Raw genomic sequence first — 13,495 nt, 5'->3', positions numbered from 1 at the left:
TGTGTTAATGAAGGGAGTTATTAGTTTGACTGGCTAATCGAGTGTGCGATCGCAACTTAATTCTCCCCTATTTTGTCAATGCAATGATTAAGTTTTGCCTTAACATCTTCAGTAAAGGGCTTTTGCTCTAAATCGCACCCCTAACCATCAGTGACCAATCATCCAAGGTCGTCCCCCTCGGTGTTCGCGATTCCCCTGCGGTTTTGGTTCCTCAGAACGCTTAATCACTTGCGGTTCCTTATTTTCCTCAGCTTTCAATCTCAACTTTCCAGTTAAAATCATCGGTGGCGAAAAGATACGTTTAGCAACCGTTTCGCAGGTAGGACAAACCACAGGACTATCTACTTCTGCAAGAGCCCGCCATTTCTCAAATAGACCGCAAGTTTCACAGCGAAAATCGTAAAGAGGCATATTTATTTTGACTTTGAGATTTAGGATGTTAAAAGTTTAATGATTCACAAAATTTCCTCGTAACGCCGCCCTCTGGGTGGTCGATTTACTCGCCCAGAGGACGGCGTTACGTTTGCCGTGTTTTTACTACTAATTAAGACGGCAAAATATCCATGTTAAAAATTTCCGTCGGGATAGCAATAGTACAGCAAGCATTGGGAATATCAACTATACCACTAATTCTACCTTCAACAGGAGCGCAGCTTAACAACAGATATGCTTGTTCGCCAGTAAAGCCAAATTTTTTCAGATATTCTATGGCATTCAAACAAGCTCGCCGATAAGCAACATGGGCATCCATATAATACTGCTGACCCGTAAATTCATCAACAGAAATACCTTCAAAAACTAGGTATTCAGAGTAGCGGGGTTCCACCGGGCCCGGTTTGAAAATTGGGTTGACCATCCCGTATTTTTCCATGCCACCTTTGATGATATCAACGTGGAGGTCAATATAGCCAGACATTTCAATTGCACCGCAGAAGGAAATCTCGCCATCTCCTTGAGAAAAGTGAATATCTCCCATTGAAAGTTTCGCGCCTTCTACATAAACTGGGAAGTAAATTCGGGAACCTCGCGACAGGTTTTTAATATCACAATTACCGCCGTGTTCGCGTGGGGGAACAGTCCGTGCGGCTTCTGCGGCTACTCTTTCAAATTCCGCACCTTTTAACGATCCCAAAACTGCATTTTGGGGGTTAGGAAGCGCTGCTAAAGGCGGTACTCTATCGGGATTTGTTGCTACCAGTTCGGATTCCCGGCGATTCCATGTATTTAGCAATTCTTGAGAAGGAGCACAGCCGATTAAACCAGGATGAGTAATGCCTGCAAATCGGACATTAGGAATGTGTCGCGAACTGGTATAAATCCCCTGTAAATCCCAAATTGCTTTAGCAGCAGTTGGAAAATGTTCGGTTAAGAATCCGCCCCCATTCTCTTTAGCAAAAATCCCTGTAAATCCCCATTCATCTCCTTGTAAAGCTCCAATATCAAGGAGATCGACAACAAGAATATCCCCAGGTTGTGCGCCGTTAACGTAAATTGGCCCGCTCAAAACGTGAACTACTGTTAAGTCTACATCGCGAATGTCATCGGGATTATCATCATTTTTAATTTGCCCGTCTGTCCAGTCTTTACATTCGATGCGAAATACGTCACCAGGATTAACAGAAGCAACTGCTGGAATATCTGGATGCCACCGATTATGACCCACTAATTCCTGTTCGGACATTGGTTTAGTCAAGTCAACTTTGAAGAGAACTTGAGGCATAGTCTGCACCCCTTTAATTAGTGATTTTTACATTGTATGGGCATCTTTGCCGATTTTAAAGTTGATAAATGTAACTTTTTTTACAAAATAAGTTTAATTATAAATAAGATTGTTTGAGATAATGATTATCATTACATAAATATCAATCTAAATTGCTTGCCTTTGGCTTTTTCCAAAATCAAGTATTAGCTAAAGAAGTAAGTGGGTTATAAAACTTATTTAGACGCGCTATAGATAAATTTTACAATTGTGATAGAGCAGTTATGGTATATTGGTCAATACAGTTCAGCTCGGAGATACCAAGAGGGAAAATCCATAAAAAATAGACACCCAGATTGCTTCGTTCCTCGCAATGACAATCTTAAGTGAACTCTATTGGTAGATGATTGATATTCGCTCTTTTAAAACTCTAAATAATTGATGACTGAAAATTTAGTCGGACAGGCTGTTAATAAATTGGTTGAGGGATGGCACGGCCATCTTGATTTAGTCTATGGGTATCGCCAGGGTGCTACTCAAATTATTCGCAATCAAGTACAAGCGCCGTTAAAGGTGCAACGTCCGTTTTATCCTGAAGGAAAAGAGGTTTGTCACAGCGTAATTTTGCATACGGCTGGAGGAGTTGTGGGAGGGGATAGCCTTTCGATGAATTTCCAGTTAGAAGCGGATGCTAAAACTTTAATAACTACTGCCGCCGCTGGTAAGATTTATCGCAGTAGCGGTTTAGAAGCTAGACAAAGTATTAGAATAAAGCTGGCTGCGAATGCTAATTTAGAATGGTTGCCGCAGGAAACAATTGTATTTGCTGGGGCGATTTACCGCCAAGATTTGCGGATAGAATTAGAGCTAGGAGCAAGCTTGTTGCTGTGGGAAATTACGCGATTTGGGCGCAGTGCTAGGGGGGAAAGATTTGTGTCGGGAGAGTGGCGATCGCACGTTGAAGTCTGGCAGCAAGGTCGTCCTCTGTGGATTGACAGGCAATTACTCAAGGGTGAAGAAATGCTCGAAAGCGAGCATGGCTTAGGGGGACACCCTGTAGCGGCCAGCCTCGCTTGGGTAGGGGAACCCGCAACTACGGAGATAGTGGAAAAGGTGCGTAGGCTTAGCCAGGGGGAGCGATCGCTGTGGCAAAATACTCGCCTTGCCGATGACGGTGATGGTGTCAGAACTCAGCCATCCGTAGGGGTGACGCGCCTTACAGATGGCTTATTGTGCCGATATCGCGGTTCATCAACTGCTGAGGCGAGACGTTGGTTTATTGCGGTTTGGCAATTGCTGCGGCTGGAAATGCGCGATCGCCCCGTTTGTTTGCCAAGAGTATGGCCAAGTTAGCATTATGTTTTTAGATTCTGGCACAAGGTTTAATTAATGTCAAGAACTAGATGATATAATATCATCAGATAATTATTGATTACAACAATATGCAAATAGTATCCCAAGAAAAATACCAGCAACTTCCGATCAAGATTAGTGAGGATAAGATCGCTGATTTTTGCCAGAGAAACCACATTAGTAAACTATCACTTTTTGGCTCAGTTTTACGGAGCGATTTTAGACCAGATAGTGATGTTGATGTGCTGGTAGAATTTATGCAAGAGAAATGCCCCGGTTTTTTTGGGTTAGCAGGAATGGAAATTGAGCTAACTGAAATATTGGGGCGAAAAGTGGATTTGCGAACTGCGGAGGAATTGAGCCGCTATTTCCGAGAAAAAGTTGTTAATTCAGCAGAGGTAATATATGTTTATAGATAATGAGACTCGTTTGCTTCATATGCTGGATGCAGCAAAAGAGGCTATTTCATTTGCCGAAAACAGAACCAGAAGTGACCTGGACACCGACCGGATGCTAACACTATCTTTGGTCAAATGTATTGAAATAATCGGTGAGGCTGCTGCTAATATTACAAGAGAGCGTCAGGCCGAATTACCACAACTTCCCTGGCCACAAATCATTGGCATGAGAAATCGTCTGATTCACGGCTATTTCGATATTAAACTCGATGTAGTATGGAAGACACTTACGGATGATTTACCGCCGTTAATAGCCGAACTTGAGAAAATAATTCCATCGGAGTAATAAAGATGCAACTAACACCACAAGAAAAAGACAAATTACTGATTTTCACGGCTGCTTTGTTAGCAGAGCGACGTAAGGAAAGAGGTGTAAAATTGAACTATCCAGAAGCGATTGCCTATATTTCTGCTGCCATTTTAGAAGGTGCAAGAGATGGTCGCACTGTCGCCGATTTAATGAGTTATGGTACAACTCTTTTAACGCGGGAAGATGTGATGGAAGGCATTGCAGAAATGGTACATGAAGTACAAGTTGAAGCCACATTTCCCGATGGCACAAAACTTGTCACCGTCCACGATCCAATTCGATAATAAATATAAGGAGCTTGATTATGATTCCCGGTGAAATGATTGTTGCGGATGGGGAAATTGAACTGAATGCAGGTCGTTCTGTTGTGCGAGTGATGGTAGCTAATACAGGCGATCGTCCCATCCAAATCGGTTCTCACTATCATTTTTTTGAAGTGAATGAAGCTTTAGAATTTGACAGAGATTTGGCTAAAGGAATGCGTTTAGATATTCCCGCCGGGACAGCAGTTAGATTTGAACCGGGAGATGAGCGAGAAGTTAATTTAGTGCCTTTTGTTGGGAGTCGTCAAGTTTATGGGTTTAATGGTAAAATTAACGGTCAATTAGATGGATGAGACTTTTACCAATTTAAAAATAAATGATTAGTAGGAGTGTAATTTCGATATGCCAGATCAAATTAGACTGTGGGAAATATCAAAGGATCAATTAAATGAGATTAATCAATCTAAATTAGACTTAGAATCTCGTTTAGAAACCTGGCTCGATAATGATATCTCAATCCTAGCAGACGATCTCTTGGTGATTGGCAGGCAAGTGATTACCGATCATGGTGGAAAACTTGACCTTTTATGTATAGATAGAAACGGAGATTTGGTCATTGTTGAGTTAAAGAAGGACAAAACAGAAAGAGAAGTAACAGCACAAGCCTTGGATTATGCTTCATGGGTTAAGGATTTGTCAAACGATAGAGTTACAGAAATTGCCAATAGTTATCTGTTCACTAAAAATGGTACTAATTTAGAAAATGCTTTCCGCGATCGATTTAACTCGGAGTTACCTGATGCCTTGAATGTTCAGCACAACATCATAATTGTAGCTGCACAGATAGATCGTAGTTCTGAAAGGATTATTCAATACTTATCAGAAACCTATGGTGTGAGAATTAATGTGGCAACATTCCAGTATTTCCGTGACTCGAATGGCAAAGAATTACTAGCAAGAAAATTCTTGATGGATATTGAAAGAAAGCTGGTAAATACATCAAAAAGAAATCTTTATTTAACGAAAAAGGAATTAGCTGAGATAGCAGATAGCAATGAAATTGGAGAAGTGTATAGGCTACTTTACAAAGAACTTATCCCAAAGATATTTTGGATGAATACAACAACAAAAGGTCTGGCATTAAGGGGGACTGGTAAAAATAGCCAAGCCATCTTAAATCTTTTGCTAACTGAAAGCAATTCTAATGATGGCCTAAAATTTAAGGTGTACACAGATAGACTTTCAAGTTATTTGAAAGTTGATCGGGAAAAGTTAATTGCTTTGTTACCTAACTATGAACAAATAGGGCAAGATGATAGGTCTGGTTCAGTTGGGGAAGGATTCTTTAAAACAGAAGAACAGGTTAACCACTTTGTGACCCAATTAAATGAAATGAGGAGTGCATTAATATGAGTTATAGAATGAATCGCCGCGCCTACGCAGAAACCTTTGGCCCAACCACAGGCGATCGCGTCCGCCTAGCAGACACAGAATTATTTATTGAAGTAGAACAAGACCTCACCACCTACGGGGATGAAGTCAAATTTGGCGGAGGTAAAGTCATCAGAGATGGCATGGGACAATCCCCCATTTCTAACGCTGACGGAGCCGTTGACACCGTAATTACTAATGCTTTAATCTTAGATTGGTGGGGAATTGTTAAAGCAGATATTGGCATTAAAAATGGCAAAATTGAGAAAATTGGTAAAGCCGGAAACCCCTACATTCAAGACAACGTAGATATCATTATCGGCCCCGGCACAGAAGTCATTGCCGGCGAAGGAACGATCCTGACTGCGGGAGGAATTGACAGCCACATCCACTTTATTTGTCCTCAACAAATCGAAGTCGCGATCGCATCAGGAATTACCACGATGATCGGCGGCGGCACCGGCCCCGCAACAGGCACAAATGCGACGACTTGCACCCCCGGCCCTTGGCACATTTACCGAATGTTGCAAGCGGCAGATGCTTTCCCCATGAATATCGGATTTTTAGGCAAAGGAAATAGCAGTCAACCTCAAGGATTAATTGAACAAATTAATGCCGGTGCAATGGGTTTAAAATTGCACGAAGATTGGGGAACGACACCCGCCACAATTGACACTTGTTTAAGTGTTGCTGACGAGTACGACGTACAAGTAGCAATTCACACCGATACACTCAATGAAGCAGGATTTGTGGAAGCAACAATTGCCGCTTTTAAAAATCGGGCAATTCATACTTATCACACCGAAGGTGCAGGCGGCGGACACGCACCCGATATTATTAAAGTGTGTGGTCAAGCCAATGTTTTACCATCATCAACTAACCCTACTCGTCCCTACACTGTTAACACATTGGAAGAACATTTAGATATGTTGATGGTGTGTCACCACTTAGATCGAGGCATCCCTGAAGATGTTGCCTTTGCTGAATCAAGAATTAGAAGAGAAACAATTGCTGCTGAGGATATTTTGCACGACTTGGGCGCATTTAGCATGATTTCTTCGGATTCTCAGGCGATGGGAAGAGTCGGAGAAGTGATTGTTCGTACTTGGCAAACAGCACACAAAATGAAAGTTCAGCGGGGACATTTACCCCCCCTAACCCCCCCTTACCAAGGGGGGGGAACAGACTTAACTCCCCCTTACCAAGGGGGGGAAACATATTTATTAACCCCCCCTTACCAAGGGGGGGAAACAGGGGGGGTTAATGATAATTTTCGGGCTAAGCGATATATTGCTAAATATACAATTAATCCGGCAATTACTCACGGTATTTCTCAGTACGTTGGTTCTGTAGAAGAGGGGAAATTAGCAGATTTGTGTTTGTGGCGACCGGCATTTTTTGGTGTGAAACCAGAAATCGTGATTAAGGGAGGTGCGATCGCATATTCCCAAATGGGAGATGCTAATGCTAGTATTCCTACACCTCAACCCGTTCATTCTCGGCCAATGTTTGGCAGTTTTGGCGGTGCTCTAGCCGCAACTTCTTTTACTTTTGTTTCTCAAGCTGGCCTAGAAAATGATATTGCTAAACAGTTAGGTTTGCAAAAGCAAACTTTAGCTGTTTCGGGGACGCGACAAATCACTAAAAGAGATATGAAACTGAATGATGCTTTGCCTCAAATGGAGGTAGATTCAGAAACTTATGAAGTGAGGGCCGATGGGGAATTATTAACTTGTGAACCGGCAACTATTTTGCCAATGGCACAGAGGTACTTTTTGTTTTGATGGGTGGTTGTTATTAACTCCTGGCGAATGGAATTCGCGGCTACACAAACTTTCTTCCGCCTGCGCAGACTATAGAATTTCAACCCGCGCAGGCGGGTTTCGTGTGTGTAGACGCGGTTTCAACCGCTTTGAATTGAGGTTCAAGTTTTTGTCAATGAATGGCTGAGAAATAACAGATGGAATATGTTAGGCTTATGTATAGAGAAGAGAAAGGGAGTCAAACAAAATGACAACTATCCAATCAATGACAACTGCAATAACATCCCTTTATGAACAGGATTTTTATCTGTGGTTACAGACAACTATCAACTTATTAAGAGAGGGAAAATTTGCCGAAATAGATTTAGAGAACTTACTAGAAGAATTGGAAAGTATGGGGAGAAACGATAAAAATGCTTTAAAAAGTAATTTGCGGGTACTTTTAATGCACTTACTTAAGTATAAATATCAGCCGGAAAAACAAACAAATAGTTGGGTGTACACTATTCGTGAACATCGTAAACGCATCCGAGATACCTTCAAAACCAGTCCGAGTTTATACCGTTTTTTTGAAGAGATTTTTAATGAATCTTATCAAGATGCCAGAGAACTAGCCGCAGATGAAACAGGTTTATCTATTGAGATATTTCCCCCAGAGTCTCCCTTTACTGGAGAAGAAGTTCTTAATCCTGATTTTTTACCGACTGAGAATGATATAATCATATAGTAGCTGCATTTTCAAAACAATGATAGCGAATCAAACCCAAAATTACATTTCTCCTGAAGATTATCTAGCAGGAGAAGAACTCAGCCCCATCAAACACGAATATATTGACGGACAAATGTACGCAATGGCAGGCGCTAGTGATGCTCATGTTACCATCGCCGGAAACTTATTTGCCCTGTTAAGAAATCATGTGCGAGGGACAGGTTGCCGCGTCTATATGGCTGACATGAAAGCCCAAATAGATACGGCTAATATCTATTACTATCCTGATGTGATAGTAACTTGTGATGCCAGAGATCGAGCATTGACAAATCATAAAAAATATCCTTGTTTAATTGTCGAAGTTTTATCACCAACCACAGAAGCTTTCGATCGCGGTGACAAATTTGCCGACTATCAACAATTAGAAACCCTCCAAGAATACGTTTTAATTAGCCAAAAGCGCCAACGTTTAGACTGCTTCCGCCGCAACACCGAGGGATTTTGGGTATTACAATTCTACTTTCCAGGCAGTGAAATTCACCTAACAAGCATCGACTTTCGCACTAGCATAGATGCTTTATATGAAGATGTCACTTTCGGAGATAATGAAGGCGTAAAGCCGGGATACGGACAAAATAGGACACGATGTAAAGAAATGTAACGAAACCCAAACTCCTAGCCAGATTTATTTAAGCAAGCCGAACAAGTGAAAAGCCTATCTAATCTAAAATAGAGGGTAAGAATGAATACGAGCTGTCACCAACCAAAATGTAAAGAGATGTAACAATCCCGTTATCCCTGAAATCACTCCACTCCCATCTACTGCTCAAAGTTCCAAGACCATCCCCTCATCCAACGCCGGGGGTAAATGCTCCAAGTCCAACAGGTAATCTCCAAAGCGCTTGATGTGAGAGGTTCGGTACGGACTCAACGCCGCCACATCATTTCGCATCACCACATAACCCTCCCGCTTCAAACGACGCAAAACCTCAGTTAAATCCACCGCGTTGTGAAAAATCACCGCATTCGCAATCAAATCGTTATACTTAATAATCTTCTCCTGCTCCACTGGGTCATTATTAGCAACTACCCCTTCTCCCCCAAAGAAAAACCATTTAGAAAAACCATGATAAGCCTCCACCTTATTCGTAGCAGCCGTAATTTCTTGACGCAACTGTATATCAGAAATATACTGCAATAAAAACACCGTCCGCACCACCCGTCCCAGCTCCTGAAAAGCTTGATAAAGCCGATTCTTGCGGCTATAATTCCCCAACCTTCGCAACAGCATCACCGAAGAAACCTTCCCTGCTTGAATTGAAAGCACCACCCGTAGCAAATCTTGCCAGTGCGTCACAATCCGCTCCCAATCAATTGCATCCTTAAACAACTCCTCAATATGTTCGTAAATCGCCTCTTTTCCAGGGCGAAAAAACGTCAAATCCTGCCAATTGCGAATCCGAGGCATCAACTTAATCCCCAACAAATAAGCCAAAGCAAATACCGGCGTTGACTGTCCCTGAGTATCAGCATGAGCCGTGCTAAAAATATTTGCTTTTCTCGCTGCACCCATAGCAGCTTTTGCCATTGAGCAGAAGCAAAAGTAACATCTACATTCGACGACAGCCACTCCCCCCGTCGCTGAGAATTTAGTTGCAAAAACTCCAGAGCTTTTATTAAAGTATCATCCTGACTGGTAGAGTCTAACTTAAGGGCACTAATCAACCGAAAGAAACTACTACGATAAGTTTTATAAAATCGCCATAATAAAGGCAAATAGTTATTGCCCTTGTAGGCATTCACGGCTTCGCACTCATTCAACAATTGCTGCGCGCCCCCTCTCGCTGCGAAGACATTTTTTACTTGCGCGACTGTCTCTAATGCCGGCGGTTCATCAACAAACACTTGAAGTACATCAGTAAAGACACTCACTAATTTTTCTATTCTTTCTTGCTGCTGCTGTCGCAGTAACTCCAATTCAGCTTTAGCTTTTGTATGGATGCTCCGCATCTGTTTGAGGAACATCTCCACTAAATTATCTCTGGCTTGTACCTGAGCTGAGTAAATTAAACACAGCAGGAGAGTTAGCCGTTTCGGTTGATTAAATTCTCTAACTTCGCTGGCATCCAATGCCCTTGCTTCTGCTGCAAAGTGCTGAATTTTAGCAATTGTGATGTGCATAATATCTGGCTTAACTTCACCCAGTGATTCCAACCAAGTTAGATGAGCAAGTAAATCATTGAGGTGGTTGCGAGTAGGGCGCTTGGGCAATTGCTTGAGGTCATTGTAAGGGCTGCGCTGCTGGACGGGATAGTTGTCTAAGAGGCTGTCTAAATATTGCTTTTTTTGCTCACAGAGTCCATTGCTGGCTACAGAAAATAGTTGTTGATTAACTAAATTCCTGACTCGGAGCACTAACTTGTCTAAGGTTCTAAAGCCGGGTAGTTCATAGCGCTGTTTTATTAATTCTTCAAGGGCAACATTGATTAAGTCCGCAGGGTTGTCCATGACTTGGGCAGTTTCAGAGACCACCTGCATAATAAAATTGTGAGCGGTTTGGTTAAAAGGAATGACGTTTAGGTACTCACGGATAGCGCGGCAATGGCGGTACAGGGTTCTGGACTGCCCGTAGCCCAAAGCAATTTCCTGTGGCAAATTTAGGGTGACGCGAATGTGGTTGGAGATGCTAGGGGGGATTTCTGAGAGTTTGGGAAAATAGCCGAGTCGCTGAAAGGTTTTGAGTAAAACCATCAAGTTGTAGTAGTGAGATTCCCCTTGTGTCGTTGAAGTGCCAAAGGCAATTTCTGATGGAGTCGGTGTGTAAATGGATGCTAGTTCTTTGGGTGTGAAATAGCGTTTGAAGCGAGGGTAAGCGGTGCGTTCTATTGATGCCACTTGATTGTGTGAAGAAGTTGGTGAAAGTGATAGTAACTCGGCGGGGATTGATGGCTAATTGCCTGGGGACTTATTCTCTATAAGATGTGCCACAGTGAGGGCAAAATTTGTGTTTGAAGGAAGCGAACGTTTCACCGCAACTCCGGCATTGATGCCGCAAATGAGTGCCGCAGTTCAGGCAATATTTAGCACGGTGTAGCGTCCAAACCGGGTCAAGAGTGTACATAAAAATATGTAAGTTTTCCTGATAATAAGTGTACAGCTAGAAAATTCAAAGGATGCACAAGTTTTCAGGAAGTTGTTCAATTGACTGTTACATTAGCAAGATTGGCAAGGGAGTTTTTAGACCGTCCAGGGTTGAGTCTAAGTACGCAGCGTTCTTATGAGTCAACTTTGATGCCTCTGCTGGGTCAGTGGGGTCGATTGCCGATAGAAATTATTAGCCGACAGCTAGTATTGGACTATTTAAGAAGTTTAACTCATTTGTCAATTACTACTCACCACCGCCATCAAGCTATTATTCAGGCTTTGTTGAATTTTGGAGTTGAACAAGGCTATCTTACAGTTAACCCGATTGCTGGTTTGAAGCAGCGCAAGCTTGACCCAGAAAAGGGGGAATGTAGTACCGACGCAGTGATTCGCTATTTGAGTGCGGAACAACTGAGTATTTTATATGAACTGCTCGTGCCAGATGTCCGATTGCACGCTATTGTCCGCCTGCTTCATCGAACAGGAGCTAGGATTGGTGAGCTTCTTACCTTAGATTTAGAGGGAATTGATTTACAATTACAGAAGTTTCAGGTGATGGGAAAGGGGAAGAAGCTACGATGGTGTTTTTATAGCGAAGATGCAGCTTCTATTGTGAATAATTATATTAAATATTATCGGGATTTGGGGACACCAGCTCTGTTTACTGCACAAAATCCTTTTAATCAAAGGGTGACGAGATTGAGCTATCAACAAGTTTATTGTTGCTGGCAAAGTTTTACACAAAAAAGTCCTATTTTGCAAGGAATCCGCCTCCACGATTTGCGGCATACGTTTGCTACTGAACGAGTAGGGTTAATGGCTCTTGAAGAGTTGCGAGCTTTGATGGGTCATGAGAACATCCAGACTACTCTGCGATATCAAAAAGTAACTTCTTTGCGAGCTGAGGAAGTTGCTAGAGACGCTTTAAACATATTAGTAGCTGGTCAGAAAAAAGTAAATAATACTGGTTGATAAAATATATAGTCAGGTTAAGTTTTTTAATCGCTTGTGAGCTTAAGTAGAGAGTAGTAGCACTACTCTCTAGATGGTTTGTGAGTGTGATTGGGTAACGGGCGGCGAACGCTTCCACAATCAAGGCTACATAAACGCTCTATTGTATAATTGGCAGGCTTCTTACTTTTTGTGCTTGCTTCAACAAATCTGGCTGGGAGTGGCGGTTTCGTTACATCTCTTTACATCGTGTCCTATTTTGTCCGTATCCCGGCTTTACCCCATGAACAAACGATGTCTGAACGTTAGGATGCTTTAGGATAATGATTTTACTCGATAGTATAATATACGCTGCACCTAAAATAAACTGAATTCCCTCTTCTTTCTTCCTTCTTCCTTGCATTAATCGTGAATCTCCCCATTAGGCATTGTTGCACCGCGCAACTGTACGCCCATTAAATTAGCAGTGCTTAAATCTGCCCTCGTAAGATTTGCACGATTCAATATCGCATCGCGCAAGTCTATCTTCGCCAAATAAGCATCAGTTAAATCAGCCTCATTCAAATTAGCCTGACTCAAATTAGCTCTACTGAGATCGGCCCTTATTAAGTTAGTTCTACTGAGGTCAGCCTCACTCAAATTAGCTTTATGAAGTTTAGCATCAGGTAGGAATGCACCGTGTAATTTTACACCAGCCATTTCTGCATCTATTAATACTGCTCTCTCCATTTTGGCATTAGTCATGATGGCGCGAGAGAGATTTGCTTGAGTTAAATTAGCTTCAGTTAGAAATGCACCTTCTAGGACTGCTTTACTGAGATTTACTTGACTTAAATTTGCCTCGCGGAGTACAGTTTCACTGAGGTTAGCACCAGTAAGATCGGCTTTACTCAAATCGGCATTAGTTAGATTTACACCTCGTAAATCTGCATCTCGTAGATTTGCACCTCGCAAATTTACAGCCTCAAAAACTCGCCTTTCGTATCGTAAATTTGCCCCTCGCAAACACGCACCGCGTAAGTCTGCACCTTGTAAATTGACTCCTCGCATATCAGCATCAGTCAAGTTTGCATCGAGCAAAATTGCCAAAGATATGTTAGCTTTGCGAAAGTCTGCGCCTTGTAAACTAGCACCGTGTAAATCGGCATCAGCAAGATTGGCGTTGCTCAAATTTGCCTGATTTAAATTAGCACCACAAAGCTTGGCGTTAATTAAATTTGCACGCTGAAAATTAATTCGGCTCAAGTATGCCATCATTAGGTTGGCACCATGAAGGTCTGCACCGCTTAAATTAACGCCAATTAAGTCTGCACCGCTCAGGTGTACGCCCCTGAGATTTATACCTTTGAAATCTAATTCTCCTGCTGTATATCTCCTCAAAAGTTCGCCAGGATTCATAAGTAGTGCTTGATTA

15 protein-coding genes and 1 pseudogene are annotated in these 13,495 nt (G+C 42.2%); 10 read left to right on the top strand and 6 right to left on the bottom strand.

Annotated elements, in window-relative coordinates:
- Positions 1-147: 147 nt before the first annotated feature.
- Positions 148-411, bottom strand: a complete 264-nt coding sequence (locus OSCIL6407_RS0106485) for an FmdB family zinc ribbon protein (RefSeq protein ID WP_007352916.1) — start codon at positions 409-411, stop codon at positions 148-150.
- A 133-nt stretch (positions 412-544) separates the two neighbouring features.
- Positions 545-1,720, bottom strand: a complete 1,176-nt coding sequence (fmdA, locus tag OSCIL6407_RS0106480; protein ID WP_007352917.1) for a formamidase — start codon at positions 1,718-1,720, stop codon at positions 545-547.
- A 420-nt stretch (positions 1,721-2,140) separates the two neighbouring features.
- Between fmdA and OSCIL6407_RS0106475 the strand changes: the two genes are divergently transcribed.
- From OSCIL6407_RS0106475 to OSCIL6407_RS0106435, 9 genes are all read left to right on the top strand, one after another.
- Positions 2,141-3,052: an urease accessory protein UreD gene (locus tag OSCIL6407_RS0106475; RefSeq protein ID WP_007352918.1), complete on the top strand. Its 912-nt coding sequence runs from the start codon at positions 2,141-2,143 to the stop codon at positions 3,050-3,052.
- An 89-nt stretch (positions 3,053-3,141) separates the two neighbouring features.
- A complete protein-coding gene (locus OSCIL6407_RS0106470; protein ID WP_007352919.1) occupies positions 3,142-3,471 on the top strand; it encodes a nucleotidyltransferase family protein in 330 nt (109 codons plus the stop codon).
- Positions 3,458-3,796, top strand: a complete 339-nt coding sequence (locus tag OSCIL6407_RS0106465) for a HepT-like ribonuclease domain-containing protein (protein WP_007352920.1) — start codon at positions 3,458-3,460, stop codon at positions 3,794-3,796. The genes OSCIL6407_RS0106470 and OSCIL6407_RS0106465 overlap by 14 nt, the downstream gene beginning before the upstream one ends.
- A gap of 5 nt (positions 3,797-3,801) precedes the next feature.
- On the top strand, positions 3,802-4,104 hold the full coding sequence (ureA, locus tag OSCIL6407_RS0106460) for an urease subunit gamma (protein ID WP_007352921.1): 303 nt from the start codon (positions 3,802-3,804) through the stop codon (positions 4,102-4,104).
- 20 nt (positions 4,105-4,124) lie between these two features.
- Positions 4,125-4,436 (top strand): urease subunit beta, encoded by a 312-nt coding sequence (locus OSCIL6407_RS0106455; protein WP_007352922.1) that lies wholly within the window; start codon positions 4,125-4,127, stop codon positions 4,434-4,436.
- Between the two features lie 49 nt (positions 4,437-4,485).
- A complete protein-coding gene (locus OSCIL6407_RS0106450; RefSeq protein ID WP_007352923.1) occupies positions 4,486-5,496 on the top strand; it encodes an endonuclease NucS domain-containing protein in 1,011 nt (336 codons plus the stop codon).
- Complete coding sequence (gene ureC / locus OSCIL6407_RS0106445) at positions 5,493-7,298, top strand: urease subunit alpha (RefSeq protein ID WP_019487035.1); 1,806 nt, start codon at positions 5,493-5,495, stop codon at positions 7,296-7,298. The genes OSCIL6407_RS0106450 and ureC overlap by 4 nt, the downstream gene beginning before the upstream one ends.
- Positions 7,299-7,524: 226 nt before the next feature.
- Positions 7,525-8,004, top strand: coding sequence for a DUF29 domain-containing protein (locus OSCIL6407_RS0106440; RefSeq protein WP_007352924.1), 480 nt, complete (start codon positions 7,525-7,527; stop codon positions 8,002-8,004).
- A 19-nt stretch (positions 8,005-8,023) separates the two neighbouring features.
- Positions 8,024-8,647, top strand: a complete 624-nt coding sequence (locus OSCIL6407_RS0106435) for a Uma2 family endonuclease (protein WP_019487034.1) — start codon at positions 8,024-8,026, stop codon at positions 8,645-8,647.
- A 165-nt stretch (positions 8,648-8,812) separates the two neighbouring features.
- On the opposite strand, the pseudogene OSCIL6407_RS38295 reads toward OSCIL6407_RS0106435, so the two are convergent.
- The 3 genes and pseudogenes from OSCIL6407_RS38295 to OSCIL6407_RS32335 all read right to left on the bottom strand — a co-directional run.
- Positions 8,813-9,526 (bottom strand): annotated as a pseudogene (locus tag OSCIL6407_RS38295) (Tn3 family transposase); the annotation flags it as partial.
- Positions 9,454-10,881 carry a DUF4158 domain-containing protein gene (locus tag OSCIL6407_RS0106425; protein WP_007352861.1) on the bottom strand — a complete coding sequence of 476 codons (1,428 nt, stop codon included), beginning with the start codon at positions 10,879-10,881 and terminating at the stop codon, positions 9,454-9,456. The pseudogene OSCIL6407_RS38295 and the gene OSCIL6407_RS0106425, both read right to left, overlap by 73 nt.
- A 70-nt stretch (positions 10,882-10,951) precedes the next feature.
- Positions 10,952-11,107: a double zinc ribbon domain-containing protein gene (locus tag OSCIL6407_RS32335; protein ID WP_083811278.1), complete on the bottom strand. Its 156-nt coding sequence runs from the start codon at positions 11,105-11,107 to the stop codon at positions 10,952-10,954.
- Between the two features lie 80 nt (positions 11,108-11,187).
- Here OSCIL6407_RS32335 and OSCIL6407_RS0106420 point away from each other — a divergent pair, with 80 nt between their 5' ends.
- Positions 11,188-12,102, top strand: coding sequence for a tyrosine-type recombinase/integrase (locus OSCIL6407_RS0106420; RefSeq protein ID WP_026103665.1), 915 nt, complete (start codon positions 11,188-11,190; stop codon positions 12,100-12,102).
- Positions 12,103-12,483: 381 nt separating this feature from the next.
- Here the strand turns inward: OSCIL6407_RS0106420 and OSCIL6407_RS0106410 are convergent, their stop codons facing one another.
- Positions 12,484-13,479 carry a pentapeptide repeat-containing protein gene (locus OSCIL6407_RS0106410; RefSeq protein ID WP_007356629.1) on the bottom strand — a complete coding sequence of 332 codons (996 nt, stop codon included), beginning with the start codon at positions 13,477-13,479 and terminating at the stop codon, positions 12,484-12,486.
- Positions 13,480-13,495 lie beyond the last annotated feature (16 nt).

It is taken from the genome of Kamptonema formosum PCC 6407 (assembly GCF_000332155.1).
GTDB classification, from domain to species: Bacteria; Cyanobacteriota; Cyanobacteriia; order Cyanobacteriales; family Microcoleaceae; genus Kamptonema; species Kamptonema formosum.
Note: the sequence above shows the minus strand (reverse complement) of the source record. Positions and strands in the feature narration are given on the sequence as shown.